13 protein-coding genes are annotated in these 17,063 nt (G+C 64.0%); 4 read left to right on the forward strand and 9 right to left on the reverse strand.

The genetic code is table 11. From position 1 onward, the window contains the following. Nucleotides 1-34 precede the first annotated feature (34 nt). Complete coding sequence (gene mfd / locus KUV26_RS02165) at nucleotides 35-3,490, forward strand: transcription-repair coupling factor (protein ID WP_222507164.1); 3,456 nt, start codon at nucleotides 35-37, stop codon at nucleotides 3,488-3,490. Nucleotides 3,491-3,543: 53 nt separating this feature from the next. Here the strand turns inward: mfd and KUV26_RS02170 are convergent, their stop codons facing one another. From KUV26_RS02170 to KUV26_RS02185, 4 genes are all read right to left on the reverse strand, one after another. Beyond that, a complete protein-coding gene (locus KUV26_RS02170; RefSeq protein ID WP_222507165.1) occupies nucleotides 3,544-5,217 on the reverse strand; it encodes a tetratricopeptide repeat protein in 1,674 nt (557 codons plus the stop codon). Between the two features lie 60 nt (nucleotides 5,218-5,277). Then, complete coding sequence (locus tag KUV26_RS02175; protein WP_222507166.1) at nucleotides 5,278-6,501, reverse strand: multidrug effflux MFS transporter; 1,224 nt, start codon at nucleotides 6,499-6,501, stop codon at nucleotides 5,278-5,280. A gap of 152 nt (nucleotides 6,502-6,653) precedes the next feature. Then, nucleotides 6,654-7,319 carry a DsbA family oxidoreductase gene (locus tag KUV26_RS02180; protein ID WP_222507167.1) on the reverse strand — a complete coding sequence of 222 codons (666 nt, stop codon included), beginning with the start codon at nucleotides 7,317-7,319 and terminating at the stop codon, nucleotides 6,654-6,656. After that, nucleotides 7,316-8,821: a class I adenylate-forming enzyme family protein gene (locus tag KUV26_RS02185; protein WP_222507168.1), complete on the reverse strand. Its 1,506-nt coding sequence runs from the start codon at nucleotides 8,819-8,821 to the stop codon at nucleotides 7,316-7,318. Before KUV26_RS02185 ends, KUV26_RS02180 begins: the two co-directional genes overlap by 4 nt. Nucleotides 8,822-8,885: 64 nt before the next feature. Here KUV26_RS02185 and KUV26_RS02190 point away from each other — a divergent pair, with 64 nt between their 5' ends. Further along, nucleotides 8,886-9,509 carry a helix-turn-helix domain-containing protein gene (locus KUV26_RS02190; RefSeq protein WP_222502495.1) on the forward strand — a complete coding sequence of 208 codons (624 nt, stop codon included), beginning with the start codon at nucleotides 8,886-8,888 and terminating at the stop codon, nucleotides 9,507-9,509. An 8-nt stretch (nucleotides 9,510-9,517) separates the two neighbouring features. Here KUV26_RS02190 and KUV26_RS02195 read toward each other — a convergent pair whose 3' ends face one another. Together KUV26_RS02195 and KUV26_RS02200 are read right to left on the reverse strand one after the other, a co-directional pair. Continuing rightward, a complete protein-coding gene (locus KUV26_RS02195; protein WP_222502496.1) occupies nucleotides 9,518-9,748 on the reverse strand; it encodes a hypothetical protein in 231 nt (76 codons plus the stop codon). Between the two features lie 616 nt (nucleotides 9,749-10,364). Further along, nucleotides 10,365-12,080 carry an extracellular solute-binding protein gene (locus KUV26_RS02200; protein WP_261399704.1) on the reverse strand — a complete coding sequence of 572 codons (1,716 nt, stop codon included), beginning with the start codon at nucleotides 12,078-12,080 and terminating at the stop codon, nucleotides 10,365-10,367. Nucleotides 12,081-12,509: 429 nt separating this feature from the next. Here KUV26_RS02200 and KUV26_RS02205 point away from each other — a divergent pair, with 429 nt between their 5' ends. Together KUV26_RS02205 and KUV26_RS02210 are read left to right on the forward strand one after the other, a co-directional pair. After that, complete coding sequence (locus tag KUV26_RS02205; RefSeq protein WP_222507506.1) at nucleotides 12,510-13,283, forward strand: 3-hydroxybutyrate dehydrogenase; 774 nt, start codon at nucleotides 12,510-12,512, stop codon at nucleotides 13,281-13,283. Between the two features lie 101 nt (nucleotides 13,284-13,384). Further along, nucleotides 13,385-14,413 carry a patatin-like phospholipase family protein gene (locus KUV26_RS02210; RefSeq protein ID WP_222507170.1) on the forward strand — a complete coding sequence of 343 codons (1,029 nt, stop codon included), beginning with the start codon at nucleotides 13,385-13,387 and terminating at the stop codon, nucleotides 14,411-14,413. Here the strand turns inward: KUV26_RS02210 and KUV26_RS02215 are convergent. From KUV26_RS02215 to KUV26_RS02225, 3 genes are all read right to left on the reverse strand, one after another. Next, complete coding sequence (locus KUV26_RS02215) at nucleotides 14,410-15,126, reverse strand: DUF502 domain-containing protein (RefSeq protein ID WP_222502500.1); 717 nt, start codon at nucleotides 15,124-15,126, stop codon at nucleotides 14,410-14,412. The genes KUV26_RS02210 and KUV26_RS02215 overlap by 4 nt on opposite strands. Nucleotides 15,127-15,206: 80 nt before the next feature. Next, the gene (locus KUV26_RS02220; RefSeq protein WP_222507171.1) at nucleotides 15,207-16,121 is read right to left on the reverse strand and encodes a pseudouridine-5'-phosphate glycosidase; all 915 of its coding nucleotides are present in this window, start codon (nucleotides 16,119-16,121) and stop codon (nucleotides 15,207-15,209) included. Beyond that, nucleotides 16,118-17,026, reverse strand: coding sequence for a PfkB family carbohydrate kinase (locus KUV26_RS02225; protein WP_222507172.1), 909 nt, complete (start codon nucleotides 17,024-17,026; stop codon nucleotides 16,118-16,120). The genes KUV26_RS02220 and KUV26_RS02225 overlap by 4 nt, the downstream gene beginning before the upstream one ends. Nucleotides 17,027-17,063 lie beyond the last annotated feature (37 nt).

Here is a 17,063-nt window from a genome sequence, read left to right on the forward strand (position 1 = left end):
CCGGCCCCGGAGGAAGTCCCGGAGAGGAGAACGCATGGCACAGCGTGCAATCACCATGGGCGGCGCGCCCGAAGGGTTTGACGCCCGCCTGATCCTGAAGGAAGTGCAGAAGTCCGGCACGCCGGTGCTGCATGTGGCGCGTGACGACAAACGGATGGAGGCGATGCGGGCCGCACTTGCCTTCTTCGCGCCTGACATGCCGGTGTTTGTGTTTCCGGGCTGGGATTGCCTGCCGTACGACCGGGTGTCGCCGAATGCGGACATCTCTGCGGCGCGAATGGCGACCCTGGCGGCTCTGGTGCATCAGATGCCCAGCCAGTTCGTGCTGTTGACCACGCTGAATGCCGCGAGCCAGAGGGTGCCGGCGCGCGAGGTGCTGCGCGAGGCTGCCTTTACCGCCCGCGTCGATCAAAGGGTGGATGAAGAATCGCTGCGTAACTTCCTGGTCCGCATGGGGTTTTCGCAAAGCCCGACGGTGATGGAACCCGGGGATTATGCAATCCGCGGCGGCATCATCGATATCTTCCCGCCGGGTGAAAGCGGCCCGGTGCGGCTGGATCTGTTCGGCGATGTGCTGGATGGCGCCCGCCGGTTCGACCCGGCCACCCAGCGCACCACCGAGAAGCTGGAGGTGGTGGAACTGGCGCCGGTCTCCGAAGTGATCCTGGATGAGGCGGCTGTCACCCGGTTCCGTCAGAACTACCGGATCGAATTCGGCGCCGCCGGTACCGATGATCCGCTGTACGAGGCCGTCAGCGCCGGGCGCAAGCATCAGGGGATTGAGCACTGGCTGCCGTTCTTCCATGAGAGGCTGGAGACGCTGTTCGACTACCTGCCGCAGGCAACCGTCACGCTGGATGACCAGCTGACACCGGCACGTCTGGCGCGTTGGGACAGCATCGAAGACCAGTACGGTACCCGCAAGCACGCGCTGGCGCAGAAGGGCCGCATCGACACGGTGTACAAACCGACGCCGCCGGGGCTTCTGTACCTGGATGACGCCGCCTGGGAAGCGGCGGTTGCTGATAAGCGTGTGGTGCAATTCCATCCTTTGCCACAGGCGTCCGGTCCCGGCGTGGCGGATGCCGGCGGGCGCATCGGGCGTAACTTTGCGCCGGAGCGGCAGCAGGAAAATATCAGCCTTTTCGGTGCTTTGGCGGCGCACATTAAGGCGCGGATGCAGGCGGGGCCTGTCCTCATCGCCTCTTACTCCGAAGGTGCGCGGGAGCGTCTGACCGGGCTGATTGAGGACGAAGGCCTGGCCGAGGCAATCCCGGTCATGGACGGCACCCGTATCGGCAAATCCGGCCTGCATCTGGCGGTCTGGGCGCTGGAGCACGGGTTCGAGGCGCCGGACATGACGGTGATTTCGGAGCAGGACGTGCTGGGCGACCGGCTGATCCGGGCGCCGAAAAAGCGCCGCAAGGCGGAGAACTTCCTGACCGAAACCCAATCGCTTAGCCACGGCGATCTGGTGGTGCATGTGGACCACGGCATCGGCCGCTACAAGGGGCTGGAGGTGGTCACGGCAGCGGGTGCCGCGCATGAATGCATCCTGCTGGAATACGCCGAACAGGCAAAGCTGTACCTGCCGGTCGAAAACATCGAGCTCTTGTCGAAATACGGCCACGAGGAAGGGCTGCTCGATCGGCTCGGCGGTGGCGCCTGGCAGGCCAAGAAGGCCAAGCTGAAGGAGCGCATCCGCGAGATGGCGGACAAGCTGATTCGCATCGCCGCCGAGCGCTCCCTGCGCAAGGCGCCGGTGATGGACCCGCCGCCGCACGCCTGGGAGGAGTTCTCGGCCCGCTTCCCCTATCAGGAGACCGACGACCAGCTGCGCGCCATCGAGGACGTGATGGAGGATCTGCACTCCGGTCAGCCGATGGACCGGCTGATCTGCGGGGACGTGGGCTTCGGCAAGACCGAGGTGGCGATGCGCGCGGCCTTCGTGGCGGCGATGTCGGGCTTGCAGGTCGCGGTGGTCGCGCCGACCACGCTGCTGGCGCGCCAGCACGCCGCCTCCTTCAAAGAGCGGTTCCGCGGCTTTCCCCTGCAAGTCAGGCAGTTGTCGCGCTTTGTTTCATCCAAGGAAGCCAGCCAGACCCGCGACGGGCTGGCCAAGGGCACTGTCGATATTGTGGTCGGCACTCATGCCGTTCTGGCCAAGAATATCAAGTTCCAGAACCTCGGCCTCCTGATCATCGACGAGGAGCAGCACTTTGGCGTTGCCCACAAGGAGCGGCTGAAACAGCTGCGCAGCGACATCCATGTGCTGACCCTGACCGCCACACCGATCCCGCGCACCTTGCAGCTGTCGCTGACCGGCGTGCGGGACCTCTCGATCATCGGCACACCCCCGGTGGACCGGCTGGCGATCCGCACCTACGTCAGCGAGTTCGATAGCGTCACCATCCGCGAGGCGCTGCTCCGTGAACATTACCGTGGCGGCCAGAGCTTCTATGTGGTGCCGCGCATCACTGATCTGCCGGAGGTCGAGGAGTTTCTGAAGGCGCAGCTGCCGGAGCTGACCTATGTGGTGGCGCACGGCCAGATGGCGGCGGGCGAGCTAGATGACCGGATGAATGCCTTCTACGACGGCAAATACGATGTGCTTCTGGCCACGACGATCGTGGAAAGCGGGCTGGATATCCCAACCGCCAATACAATGGTTGTGCACCGCGCCGACATGTTCGGCCTGTCGCAGCTTTATCAGATCCGCGGCCGGGTCGGGCGCTCGAAAACCCGCGCCTATGCCTATCTCACCACCAAGCCGCGCCAGCGGCTGACCCCGGCCGCGGAGAAGCGCCTGCGGGTGCTCGGCTCGCTGGATACGCTGGGCGCGGGCTTTACGCTCGCCTCGCAAGACCTTGATATCCGGGGCGCCGGCAACCTGTTGGGCGAGGAGCAGTCCGGCCAGATGCGTGATGTCGGCTATGAGCTCTACCAGTCGATGCTGGAGGAGGCGATTGCCAAGATCAAGGCCGGCGAGATGGAAGGCCTGTCTGACGCCGACGACCAGTGGGCGCCGCAGATCAACCTGGGCGTTCCTGTTCTGATACCAGAGGATTATGTGCCGGATCTGGACGTGCGGCTGGGCCTTTACCGCCGCCTGTCGTCGCTGACCACCAAGGTGGAGCTCGAGGGTTTTGCAGCGGAGCTGATCGACCGCTTCGGCAAGCTGCCCAAGGAAGTGAACACGCTGATGCTGGTCGTGCGGATCAAGGCGATGTGCAAACGCGCGGGCATCGCCAAGATGGATGGCGGGCCGAAAGGCGCGACGATCCAGTTCCACAACGACAAATTCGCTTCGCCTCAGGGGCTGGTAGAGTTCATCCAGGGCCAGAACGGCCTGGCGAAGGTGAAGGACAACAAGATTGTCGTGCGCCGCGACTGGAAAAAGGACGCGGACAAGATCAAGGGCGCCTTTGCCATCGCCCGCGATCTGGCAGAGAAAGTCGTGGCCGAGAAAAAGAAAGCGAAGGCCGGGTAAAAGGCAGCCGGAAAATTCTTGCTGCCTTGCCAGACCTGTTCGAAAAAATTTGCTCAGACGCAGCAGGGGCTCGGCGCCATCGCGGCCTGGGCGCAGAAACAGGAGGCGCCCACGGCCCGGTCCGCCCGCGCCAGGGCCAGGTCCAACTGCTGTTGAATGTGTCTGATTTCAACAGTTTCTCCGCGCGCCTTCAGGCAGTCGTGCAGCCCTTTCAGGCTCCAGATATTGCCGGGATGCACGGCGGCGCGCGACAGGGTGCCGTCCAGCCCAAGGTCGGCACGATAGACGGCTTCGGCTTCTGCGGCACGGCCCTGCTCGAACAGCAATGCCCCCAGCGCGTGGCGGGTGGGCTGCATCCAGCCCCAGGGTTCGTCATAGGGAAGGTTGTCGTCGAGCTCTGCCGACCGGCGCAGATGGGCAAAGGCCGCGTCATGGTTCCCCTTGCGGTATTCGATCTCGCCCCGGAGCATTTCCGTTGCGATGTCGAGCAGATCGACGACGCGGTTATTGTGCAGCAGACGGGTTTCGGGCACCCGGGCCTTAGCGGCCAGGAACAGCGTTTCCTCAGCCTCGGCTTCTGCAACGCGGCCAGTGGCGGCACAGGCGATGGCACGGGCGTAATGGGTATTGGCGGTCAGGGTGCAGTACAGGTCCTGATCCTCGGGCAGCTCCAGCGCCATCGCGTCCTCCCAGCGGCCGAAGCGGACCAGGATATGCGGGTGCATGGCCAGATAGCTTTCAAAGAAGTCTGCGATGGGCGGGCTTTCAACCAGCAGCATTTCCGGCGGGGTGGTGTCAAGAATGCCCTGGTTGGCCGCCAGCGCAGGTTCCAGCTGGCCCAGGAACATCGCACCGTAGATGACGAAATGGTAATTGTGCTGACGGTAGCCGGTATAGATGTTGAAGGCGCCTTCGCGCTCATAGAATTTGAGGTCCGCCTCGATCGCCTTCTGGTTCCAATGAACCACACTGCTGTAATCGCCGCACAGAATGTCAATATGGGTCGGCATATGCACAAGATGGCCCGCGTCCGGAACCAGTGTGCGCAGGGTGTCCGCGGCCTTCAGCGCCTTTTCGGGCACCGGCGACATTTCCATCAGATGCACGTAGAGATGCAGCAGCCCGGGATGCCGCATAGCGGTTGGATCGTTCTCCATTGCCCGCTCCAGAACCTCCTGCGCTTCCAGCGTAGCGGCGCCATCTGCTGGCAGGCCGGACTTAAGGTCCCACATCTGCCAAGGCGTCAGGTTCAGCAGGCTCTCGGCGTAAACCGTGCGCAGGTCCAGGTGATCCGGGCAGGCGGCAAAGGCGGCACGCATCGCGTCGGCAAAATCGTAGTCCCAGGCGTGCATATCCTCCACCGTCCCGCGCTGGGGGTAGCGGGCCTGAATGGCGCGGATCAGCTGCTGTTCAACCCCGGTGCAGCCTCCGATGCAGGCAAGCGCGGACTGCGCAGCGTCAAAGGCCTCGGCCAGCGCCTTGGCGCGGCCCTTCTCATCGCGCAGAACCCAGGGCAGGTTGTAGTTCGGCCCGGCGGCATAGGCGACGCCCCAATGGGCCATGGCACAGTCAGGGTCATGCTCCAGCGCGCGGCGGAAGCAGGCAACGGCTTCCTCGTGATTGTAGCCGTAGGTCCAGATCAGACCGCGGTCGAACCACAGCTGCGCCTCAGCCGATGCCGATGTCACCGGGCAGGAATAGCTGCCGAGGTCGTAGTCGTATGCCATGAAAAAACCTCCCCAGTTGCCTGGAGAGGTTATGAGCGCAGCCAGAGGCCGGCAAGGCGGTTATTCGGCGGGCAGGCGGGCTTCGGCCTTGGCCATTTGCAGCATCAGCAGGAACGCGATGCAGGCCATGATCAAAAGCCCTGCCGCCAGCGGCACCAGCGAACCGTCAAACAGCAGCCCGACAGGCGCGGCGATGGCGGCGGCCAGAACAGTCGAAATCGCCCCGATGACTGAAGCGGCCATGCCGGCGATATGGCCCATCGGCTCCATCGCCATGGCATTGAGGTTGCCGACGGTAGTGCCGACCATACAGAAAACGCTGGCCTGCCAGCCCACAAACAGGCCGAACATCCACGGGTCCGGCAGGCTCCAGCCGCTGATCAGCAGCATCGCGCCGGTGATCAGGATCTGGGCGGCCAGCGAAACGGTGACGATGCGGCGCATGCCGATCCGGACCACGATTGCGGCATTCAGCAGGCTGGCAGTGCCGGAAATCACCGCGACCAGCCCGAACCAGAAGGGGAAGCTTGCCGCGCGGCCAAAGATGATGTCGTAGACCTGCTGCACCATGGTCAGCATGGTGAACAGCATGCCCAGGCACAGCGTCTGCACCATGATCGACAGGCGTACCGTCGGGTGGCTGAGCATCTCTTTGACAGCCCCCATCAGCAGCGGCATGCGCATGGCGCGGCGGTCTTCACGCGCCAGTGTCTCCGGCAGGCGGAGGCTGGTCCACAGGACAATGACGGCGGCAAACAGCGCAAACAGCAGGAAGATGGCGCGCCAGCCGGACAGCGCGATGATGCCTGCGCCCATCAAGGGGGCAATGGCCGGAACAATCATGAAGATCATCATGGCAATCGACATCAGCCGCGCCATTTCACGACCCGAATAAAGGTCGCGGACAACAGCAACCCCCGCGACGCGCGGGCCGGCAGCACCAATTCCCATCAGCACGCGGGAGATCAGCAGAACCTCCAGCGACGGCGACAGCCACGCGGTCAGCGCGGAGAGGACATATAGGGCGCAGCCCGCGGCCACCACAGGCTTGCGTCCAAAAGCATCCGACAACGGGCCGGTGAAGAAAGTGCCAAGCCCCATGCCCAGCACAAAGGAGGTCAGCACCAGCTGCGCCCGGTTGATGTTGTCCGGGCTGAGCGTCTGGCCGATTTCCGGCAGGGCGGGCAGCATGGCGTCGATCGACAGTGCAATGGTGGCGAACATCATTGCAATCAGTGCAATGAATTCAGCCTTGGCCATGCCATGGTTGGGGGATTGTGACATTTGAAACCTCGATCGGCACTGCAGGCGGTCCCCCTGGATCGGGGCCGGTCTGGGAGCCGTCCGCTCCCGCTACCATAAACCTGCCTGCCGTGCCAGCGCCCGGCTGCACAGGGAACTGTGCATAGTTGCGATGCTAAGTAATTCGCGGCGGGCTATTCGGTCCCGGCTGCCTTCAGCTGCTGCAAAATGTCTTCAATCACTTGCTTCCACAGCTCCGGCGGCTGCGCACCCGGTACAGCGTGCTGGTTGGCGACGATGAAAGTCGGGACCGAGCTCACGCCCATCTTGCGGGAATGCGCGTCGCGGTCGCGGATCTCCTGCACATCGCTGTCGCCCTCCAGCAGGCGGGCGGCGACATCTGCCTCCATGCCTGCCTCCTGCGCGATTTCCGCCAGCACCGCATGGTCGCCAATGTCCTTGGCGTCCACGAAATAGGCTTGGAACAGGGCATCGACGACCTGCGTCTGCTTGCCCTCGATCCCGGCCCAATGGATCAGCCGGTGCGCATCCAGGGTGTTGGGGGTGCGCTGCATGGCTTCAAAATTGATCGTGAGACCGGCCTTCTCCGCGTGCTCCACCACCGGCGCATACGCTTTCACCGCGCCTTCCTTGCCGCCGAACTTGCGCTCCAGGTATTCTCGCCGGTCCATGCCTTCGCGTGGCATGTCGGGGTTCAGCTGGAACGGGTGCCATTCGGTGACGAAGGGGTGGTCCGGCACTTCCGCCAGCGCCTTGTCCAGATGGGTCTTGCCGATATAGCACCAGGGGCAGATCGGGTCGGACAGGATGTCGAGCTTGACGGTGGCCATTTGGGTCATCCTTTGAACAGGGCAGGCAGGGCGCGGCGCAGCAATTTTCCGTTGGCGCCGGTGGGCAGCGCGTCCAGATGCACATAGGCGCGGGGCTGCTTGTAGCGGGCCAGGCGCCGGGATGCAAAGGCCTGCAGTTCGTCCGTCTTCAACTCTTCGGGACCGGTGTAGAAGGCAGCGATGATATAGGTGTCCTCCTTCACCTCCACCGCGGCGGCACCGGCCTGGGTGATGCCGGGATGGGCGGCCAGCGCGGTTTCGACCTCGATCGGCGACACCCGGTAGCCGCCAGCGTTCATCATGTCGTCGCTGCGCCCGAGGTAGCGGATCTGCCCGTCCGCCGACATTGCCCCCTGGTCGCCGGTCAGAAACCAGTCGCCCTGATAGCGGGCCGCTGTTTCCTCCGGCGCGTTCAGATAGCCGAGCATCAGCCCCGGGTCAGCGCGGTGGATGGCGATGGTGCCTTCCTCGCCGATCGGAACCGGGCCTTCGGCGCCGACAATTGCCACCTTGCGGCCGGGCTGAGGCTGGCCCAGGCTGCCGTCCTGTGCGGGATGCGATGGCGAGGAGGAAATGAAGGTGGAGCATTCCGACATGCCGAATGCCTCGTACAGCCCGCAGCCGGCAGCAGCCTGCCACGCCTCGTGAAGGTGCCGTGAAAGCTTTTCACCAGCGCAAAGCCCGTGCCGCAGCTCCGGCAGTTCCAGCGCGCTGCCCTTCAGGAACTTACGGTAGACGCCGGGGGCCGCGGCAAAGATCGTCGCGCGGTGGCGCTGCAGCAGCGCGGGCAGGTCCTGCGGCGCCGTGCCGGGGGCCGGGATCAGCGCAGTGGCACCCGCCGCCCAGGGGTCCATCAGCCCGGTGCCCAGGGTGTAGGTCCAGTTGAAGGCGCCTGCATGCAGCAGCCGGTCGTCCTCTGTCAGCCCGTACCAGCCTTCCACCATCATCTGCCGCGCCCAGACCGCCCTGTGGGCATGCGCAACAGCACGCGGTTTCCCGCTGGTGCCAGAGGTGTAGACCACATAGGCAAGCCGCTCCGGGTCTCCTGCGGCGTAGCCGCATGGGGGGAGGCCGTGCATCTCCAGCAGCTCTGCCGTGCTGATCTGCCGGGGGTGACTCGCGCAGGCCACCGAGGGGTCGCGCAGCACCGCAGCCGGGCGCAGCTCCGCTATCATCCGGGCAGTCTCGGTCTCCGTCAGCTGGGCCGAGGTGGGCACCGGCACCAGCCCGGCGGCGATGGCGCCGAGGTAGGCAATTGGAAACTCGACCGTGTTGCCAAGGCGCATCAGGACGATGTCCCCTGGAACCAGGCCGGCCCGCAGCAGCCCGGTGCCGGTGCCGCGCACGGCGGCCTCCAGCCGGGCATAGCTCCAATCCGCGCTGGCGCCGCCGTCAAGCACCGACAAAGCGGTCTTGCCCGCCAGCCGCGCGGAATGGCGCAGCACATGGGCCGCAAGGTTGAAGGGTGAAGGGCAGGGCGCAAACGGCCCCTGATCGAAAATTGAAAGCATGGCAAATGGCTAGCCCTCTCTGTCCTGCGTTGCAAGGCGCGCAGGTGCGGCTTATAGATTGGCTATGAAGAACCGCGACCCGAAATCCCTGATTACCATCGCCCGCGCCAACGGCGGTGACGATCAAGCAGAACCCTTGGATCTGGGCGCCCGCGTGCGCGAACTGCGCAAGGCGCGGGACTGGACACTGGAGCATGCGGCCAATCAGGCAGGGCTGGCGCGGTCTACCCTGTCCAAGATCGAAAACGGCCAGATGTCACCGACTTACGAGGCGTTGAAGAAGCTGGCCGAAGGGTTGGAGATCTCGATTCCGCAGCTGTTCACCCCGCCGCAGCGGGATCAGGTGAACGGGCGGATGACGGTGACCAAATCCGGCGATGGCTCGGCCCACGCCACTGCGACATACGAGCATGAACTGCTGGCCGACGGGCTTACGCGCAAGCAGATGCTGCCCTACCGGGCGCGGGTCCGGGCGCGGTCGATGGAGGAATTTGACGGCTGGGTGCGCCATGACGGCGAGGAATTCCTCTATGTGCTGACCGGCGTGGTCAAGCTCTACACGGAATTCTACGAGCCGGTGGAAATGCGCCGCGGCGACAGCGCCTATTACGACGCCGCCATGGGGCATAACGTGATTTCTGTCAGCCCTGAGGACGCGATGATCCTCTGGGTGACGTCGCTGGCCTGAAACCGCGATCAGTGCGGGCGGCCGTCCAGCTCTCTCAGCAGGCTTTCGATATACAGGAAATCGTCCACCTCTTCCTTGGCTTCGTTCAGGGTGAGGTGATGGGTCCGTGCCAGATAGGCAACAAATCTGTCCCGGTCATCCAATATTGACGGCGCGTTGCTCGCTTTCAGATGCGGAAAGCGCTGTTTGATGCGGGGCATCCTGTCAATCCAGCTGGCAGCTGCTGCTTGTACAGGCATGGGGGCACTCCCTGACAAACGGTTTGATTATGGTTGGTGGACCCCCATGGTAACACTTTTTGCGGCATTTTGTAACGCCGGCCCCAAGCGGCCGGCACGGGGCGGCATTTTGAGCGGAATTCTGCTGATCGCTGGTGCGGCGGAAGCGGCCTTGCCTGTTCCGGGCTGCCGGTTCCTGCCCCGGTAAGTCATGCCGGAAGGTAGGCCGCCATGTGCCCGGCAAACTGCGCGCGGAGGTGCCGCTGCAGCCGTGCGCACTTGCAGCGGAGGCGGCAAATCTGGTCAAGAAACCTGGCCAAGGCGACGGGCAAGCACGCCCCGGTGCTGTGCATGCCAGCATGTGCATGCTTGCGCTGCGGGACAGGAGCACAGGCCGCCGAAGCGGCTGGGCAGCAGAGGGAAGCCGGCAAGCACTCCGGTTAGAGGATAGCGTGACAGAGTGTTGTTGTGCGGCCGGGCTTTGCAGGATTGCAAGGCCAAACATCCCAAAGCCGGTCCAGTCTATAAGGGATCCAAACCGGCAGTTTTTTTCCGCCGTTCTCACCTGCACGAAATTTTCGGCTTGTCCCCTCCGCCCGGCAATGCGCCTTGCCGGGCTGCACAGCGCGCGATCAGATCAGTCCGCCTGATACCACCAGACATCCGGCATGAACTCCGTACGGTCGCCGTAGATCGGAAGCTGGTCCGGGAACCGCATTTCCTTGATATGGGCAATGCGGCCGGTGTCGAAGCTCCAGAACGGAATGACATAACGCCCGGCGGTCAGCACCCGGTCCAGCGCCCGCACGGCGGCGGTGAAATCCTCCGGCTCCGTGGCGGTCAGCATCGCATCGATCATCGCCTCCGCTGCCGGGCTGTCCATACCCATCAGGTTGCGGCTGCCGGGCTGATCCACGCCTTCGCTGCCCCAGTAGTAGCGCTGCTCGTTACCGGGGCTCAGCGACAGTTCCCGGCGGAAGCGGGTGAGGTCGAAGTCATAGGCGTTTTCCCGTTCGGCGTATTGGGCGTTGTCCACGGTCTCGGCAGTCAGGGTAATCCCCAGCCGCTCTAGCGCGCGGGCGTAGATCTCGGTGACGGTTTTCATCTCGCCATCGCCTTGGCGGATCAGCACGTTCAGCGTCAGCCCGGCGCCGTCCGTGTTGCGCAGCACGCCGTCCGCAACAGTCCAGCCGGCCTCTTCCAGCAGCTTCATCGCCTTGCGCAGGTTGCCGCGGTTCCGCTTGCTGCCGTCGCCCTGGGGTAGGGTGTAACCCTCCAGCGTGCCGGGCAGCAGAGTGTCCGCATAGGGTTCCAGCAGCGCGCGCACCTTGCCCTCGGCAGCGCCGGGTCGCATCCCCAGCACCGAGCCGGAGAAATAGGAGGTGATCCGCTGCTGGGTGCCGCCGGTCACGGTGCCGTTGATGTATTCGAAGTTGAAGGCCAGCAGCAGCGCCTCGCGCACCCGCCAGTCATCCAGCGGTGCGCGGCGGGTGTTCATCACCAGGCCGGTCATGCCGGAAGGGCGCTGGTGCGGGATCTCGCTTTTGACCACATCGCCGCGGGTGATGGCCGGGAAATTGTAGACGCTGTCCCATTTGTCGGCATTGAACTCGCGCACCGCGCTCAGTTCCCCGGCCTTGAAGGCCTCGAACAGCACGGTTTCATCGCCAAAGAAATCGATGCGCAGCTCGTCGAAGTTCTGGGTGCCGCGGCGCAGGGGCAGGTCCTTGCCCCAATAGTCCGGATTGCGGGCGAAGGTTACAAAGCGCCCCGGCTCGTAGGCGCTGACCACATAGGCACCTGTCCCGATCGGGGCGCCTTCGATCTCGTCGCTGCCGAACGACTTGCCTGTCCATTGCGCCTTCTTGAGGATCGGACGCAGCCCGGCGATCAGCGCCAGCTCGCGGTCCTCGGTATTGAAGGCCAGGCGAATGCTGCGCGGCCCGGTTTGCTCGATTGTCTCCACCTTGGTCCAGAAACCGCGGTAGCGCGGATGGCCCTTCGTGCCCAGCGTCTCGTAGGACCAGATCACATCTTCGGCCGTGACCGGACTGCCGTCAGAGAATCGGGCCTCCTCCCGCAGGGTGAACTCGACCCAGGACCGGTCCTCCGGAACCTCAATCGATTCGGCCAGAAGACCGTAAAGGGTGAAGGGCTCGTCCCAGGAGCGGCCCATCAGACTCTCGTATCCCCAGAACCTCAGCTGCCACGGAGAGGTTCCTTTGAGGGTGAACGGATTGAGGCTGTCAAAGCCTCCGGTATTGCCGAACACCGCCTTTCCGCCTTTCGGGGCCTCCGGATTGGCATAGGGTAAAGACACAAAATCCGGTGGCAAGGCGGGGTCGCCGTACATAGCTATGCCATGGGCCGATTCTGCCTGCGCGAAATTCGCGGTGAATGCCAGGGTGATTCCAGCCAGTGCTGCGCGAAGACTCCGGAAATTTTCTTTTCGCTGTTTCACAACAATCCCGCTCTGCCCTTATTTTCTTGCTTCCGCACGCTACGTGCGCTTTTTCGTCTTTTCAAACTTTTAGCTTGGACGAAAGCCGGAAATTGCTTATAAAGGGGTCACTGCTCGATAGGTTTCTTGCCTGTATGAAACCTGCCTCAATAACTAACGCCCGCCTTGTGCGGGCGTTTTTTTCTGCCCGTTTCCCGCCCTTTTCGCCGGATGGTAATTCCGGTTTTCAGCCACCGCTGCATCCGTAGTCTTACGCGTTTCTTTTGCATCTGCAGCATGGCACAGTACCGGCAGTTTCAATCAGCCAAGGGGCAGGACGCGATGACATTGCAAGGCAAGACCGCCGTTATCACCGGATCGAATTCAGGGATTGGCCTGGGGGTCGCGCGCGAACTGGCGCGGGCGGGGGCCAATGTGGTGCTCAACTCCTTTACGGACCGGGAGGAGGATCACGCGCTGGCAGCGGACCTCGCCCGTGAGTTCAGCGTCAAGGCCCAGTATATCCAGGCCGATATGTCCAAAGGGGCGGACTGCCGCGCGCTGATCGAAAAAGCCGCCGCCTGCGATATCCTGGTGAACAACGCAGGCATTCAGCATGTGGCGCCGATCGACGAGTTCCCTGAAGAAAAATGGGATGCGATCATCGCGATCAACATGAATTCGAACTTCCACACGATGGCGGCTGCGCTTCCGAAAATGCGCGCGGCGGGCTGGGGCCGGATCGTGAATATTGCGTCAGCGCACGGGCTGACCGCCTCGCCGTTCAAAGCCGCCTATGTGGCGGCAAAGCACGGGGTGGTGGGCATGACCAAGACGGTGGCGCTGGAAACCGCGGAAGAGCCGATCACCTGCAACGCGATCTGCCCGGGCTATGTGCTGACGCCGCTGGTCGAGGCGCAGATCCCCGACACCATGGAGAAGTACGGAATGGGCCGGGAAGAGGTGATCAAGAAGGTGATGCTGGAGCGCCAGCCGAGCCGGGAGTTCGCCACTGTGGAGCAACTCGGCGGCACCACGGTGTTCCTGTGCTCGGATGCGGCGGCGCAGATCACCGGCACCACCATCAGCGTCGATGGCGGCTGGACCGCGCTGTAAGCGTTTGAAGCGGCGGCGGGAGGGGGCCAGCCCCCTCTTGCCCCTGGCGGGGCAATTCACCCCCGGAGTATTTTCACAAAGGTGAAACAGGCAGGTGGAAATTGACGGTACGGATTAACCTTGCCCTGCAGGGCGGCGGCGCGCATGGGGCGTTCACCTGGGGCGTGCTCGACCGGCTGCTGGAAGAGAAGGGGATCGAGGTTTCGGGCATTACCGGCACCTCCGCCGGGGCGCTGAACGGCGCCGCGTTCAAGTCCGGTATGGTGCGGGACGGGCGCGCAGGCGCCAAGGCCTCGCTGGACAGGCTGTGGGCGCGGATGGGCGCGGTGGGCGACATGCGCTTTACTCATTGGCTGACGCGATTTGATGCAGTGGCCTGGGCGGGAGTGCTGGAGGCTTCGATGCCGTTTTCGCCGCTGGAGAGCCTCAGCCAGGTGATTTCGCCCTATCACTACGGCCCGTTTTACCGGAACCCGCTGCGCGAGGTCGTGGAGCAGTTCAACTTTGCCGAGGTCCGTGCCGGCGACGGGCCGGAGCTGTTCATCTGCGCAACCTGCGTGCGGACCGGAAAGATTCGCATCTTCGAGGGGGAGGAGATCGGCACCGACGCGATTCTGGCTTCTGCCTGCCTGCCGGACCTGTTTCAGGCGGTGGAAATCGAGGATCCCGAAACCGGCCGCATGGAGGCCTATTGGGACGGCGGCTACACCGGCAACCCGGCGCTGTTTCCGCTGTTCCGGGAGGCGCTGCCCGGGGATGTGGTGATCGTGAACATCAACCCGCTTGAACGGGAGGAAATCCCCAGGACGCCGCAGCAGATCCGGAACCGGGTGAACGAGATCAGCTTCAACTCCTCATTGCTGCGGGAGCTGCGGGCGATCAATTTCGTGCAGCGCCTGCTGGCAGACGGAACCTTGCAGCAGGGCCGGATGAAACAGGTGCGGGTTCACATGATCGGTGACGATGATCTGATGACGCAGCTGTCTGTCACCACCAAACTGATCCCGGTGCCGCAGATTCTGGCGCGGCTCAAACAGGCGGGGCGGGACGCGGCAGACGGCTTTCTCGAACGGGACAGGGACAGTCTCGGCGTGCGTTCCTCGGCAGACCTGCCTGCGATGTTCGGCTAGGCGCTTTCCTTTTCCAGCACTTTGGTCTTCTTGCCGTTTTCCACCGGCTTGGTGGGATCCTTGGGGTTCGGGTAGACAAGGCCCGCCGAGATCACCAGCTTGGCCGAATCCTCCACCGTCATATCCAGCTCGATCACGTCTTCCTCCGGCACGAACAGCAGAAAGCCGGATGTCGGGTTCGGCGTGGTCGGAAGGAAGACGCTGACCAGCCCGCCGCTGGTTTCGGCGCGCTTGGCGATTTCCCCCTTGGCATTGGTGGAGATGAAGCCGATCGCCCAGATGCCCTTGCGCGGGTATTGCACCAGGCAGGCTTTTTCAAAGCTGCGCTCAGACTGGGCAAAGACGGTCTCGGAAATCTGTTTGATGCCGGAGTAGACCGTGCGCACCACCGGCATCCGGTCCACCAGGCTTTCGGCGAAGGTGATCAGCGAGCGGCCGATGATGCCCTTGGCGATCCAGCCCACGATGATGGTGAACAAGAGGAAGATGATCAGCCCGACGCCGCGCAGGTTGATGCCGATATACTGCTCCGGGCGGAAAGTGTGCGGCACCAGCGGCAGCACCACGCTGTCGATCCAGCCCATCACCGACCACAAGAGCCAGACCGTCAGCCCTACGGGGGCAATCACCACGATGCCGGTAAAGAAGGAAGCGCGCAGGCTGGCGAACAGGCCGCGGCGGCGTTGGGGTTCTTCGTCGAATGGCGTGGTCATAGGTCAGTTTTCCGGGAATACCGCGAGAAACCTAGGCACTGTTTTGGGGCGGAGCAATGGTTTCCGCCCCAAAAATCAACTCATTGTGCGAGATTGTTGAGTTCCTGTGCGATCTTTGCCGCGAGACGGGCATTGTTGCGCACCAAGGCGATGTTCGCGGTCAGTGAACGGCCCTCTGTCAGCTCGAAAATGCGGCTCAGCAGGAAGGGAGTCACATCCTTGCCGGCAATGCCCTGGGCGTCGGCTTCGGACTGGGCCTGGGCGATCACCGGCGCCAGATCCCCTGCCGCGATCTGAGCATCTGCCGGGATCGGGTTGGCCACCAGCTGGCCGCCGGGCAGGCCCATGGCCCGGCGGGCGGCATGGGCGCGGGCGATCTGGGCGGGCTCATCCATGCGCAGCGGTGCCTTCAGCTCCGACTGTGCCGACCAGAAGGCAGGGAAACTGTCCTGCCCGTAGGCGATCACCGGCACGCCCTGGGTTTCCAGAACTTCCAGCGTCTTGGGCAGGTCTAGGATCGCCTTGGCTCCCGCGGCCACCACGGTGACCGGGGTCTGCGCCAGCTCCATCAGGTCGGCGGAAATGTCGAAGGTGGTCTCGGCACCCTTGTGAACACCGCCGATGCCGCCGGTGGCGAAGACGGAAATGCCCGCAATCCGCGCTGCGATCATGGTTGCAGCGACAGTGGTGGCGCCGGTGCCGCCCATGGCGATGCAGGCCGGCATGTCGGCGCGGGAAATCTTGGCAACGCCCTTGGCCTGCCCAAGGGACTGCAGCTGCTCAGGCTCCAGCCCCACGTGCAGCACGCCGTCAATTACCGCCATTGTGGCCGGAACCGCTCCGGCGTCGCGGATGTCCTGTTCGACCTGCGCGGCCACCTCGACATTCTGCGGGTAGGGCATGCCGTGGGTGATGATGGTGCTTTCCAGCGCGACGATGGCGCGGCCTTCAGCCTTGGCGGCCTCGACTTCGGAGGAATACTGAATATCGATCAAAGCGGGGGTTCTCCTGAAACGTAGGTGGCGGCAGCCTTGAGGGCTGAGGCCAAAGCGGTCTTGCGGTCTTCGCCGCGTGCCTCGGCGACGATATGAGCGGCCATGAAGGTATCGCCGGCGCCGGTCACCCGGGCGACGGTGACGCGCGGCGGAACCAGGGTGATGGTGCCTTCGGAATCGGCCACGGTAGCGGAGGCGCCGCCGTCGGTGACCAGAACCCGCGCGGCACCGCGGTCCAGCATCGCCCTGGCAGCGGTTTCGCTGTCGGTGAACTCCGCCTGGCACAGGATGCCGGCCTCCTCCAGGTTCACATAAAGCGTGCCGCAGGTGCGGGTCAGGAAGGGGCGCAGCCGTTCTGCCTTGCCCGGCGAGGCGGGCGCCACCCGCAGGTCGGCCTTGGCAAAAGCGGGGCTGGCGGCGATGTCGTCCAGCAGGGACAGCGTCAGGTTGCCGTCCAGCGCGACCTGGCCGGCGTAAGGCGCGTCCTCGGTTCCGAGCGAGCCATCGGAGAGCGGCCGCAGGATCTTGTCGCCCGCGGCCTCCAGCGAATGCGCATCAGCGATAGCCGCGATCAGCCCGTTGGCGCCCTCCACCGCCATGTAGCGGTCGGTGGGCAGATCCTCGGAGCGGTAGATGTGATCGGTGATCAGGCCGAAGTGGCCGCAAGCATGGATCAGCTCGTCGCCCTCGGGGTCGCGGCCGACGGCGGTCAGCAGCGCCGGCTTCATGCCGAAGCGCGACAGTGTCATGGCGATGTTCATCGCCACGCCGCCGGGCAGCCGGGTGATGCGCCCGGGCATGTCTGATCCGCGCTGCATTTCACTGGTGCAGCGGCCGATGATGTCCCACAGGACCGACCCGATGCACAGGAGGGCGGGTGTCTGGGAGTGTGAGGATTGTGTCATAGTGTCCTATTGCCGCCTTTGGCCGGCCTCTGCAAGC

It is taken from the genome of Leisingera daeponensis, from assembly GCF_019801465.1.
In the GTDB taxonomy this organism is placed as follows: domain Bacteria; phylum Pseudomonadota; class Alphaproteobacteria; order Rhodobacterales; family Rhodobacteraceae; genus Leisingera; species Leisingera daeponensis_A.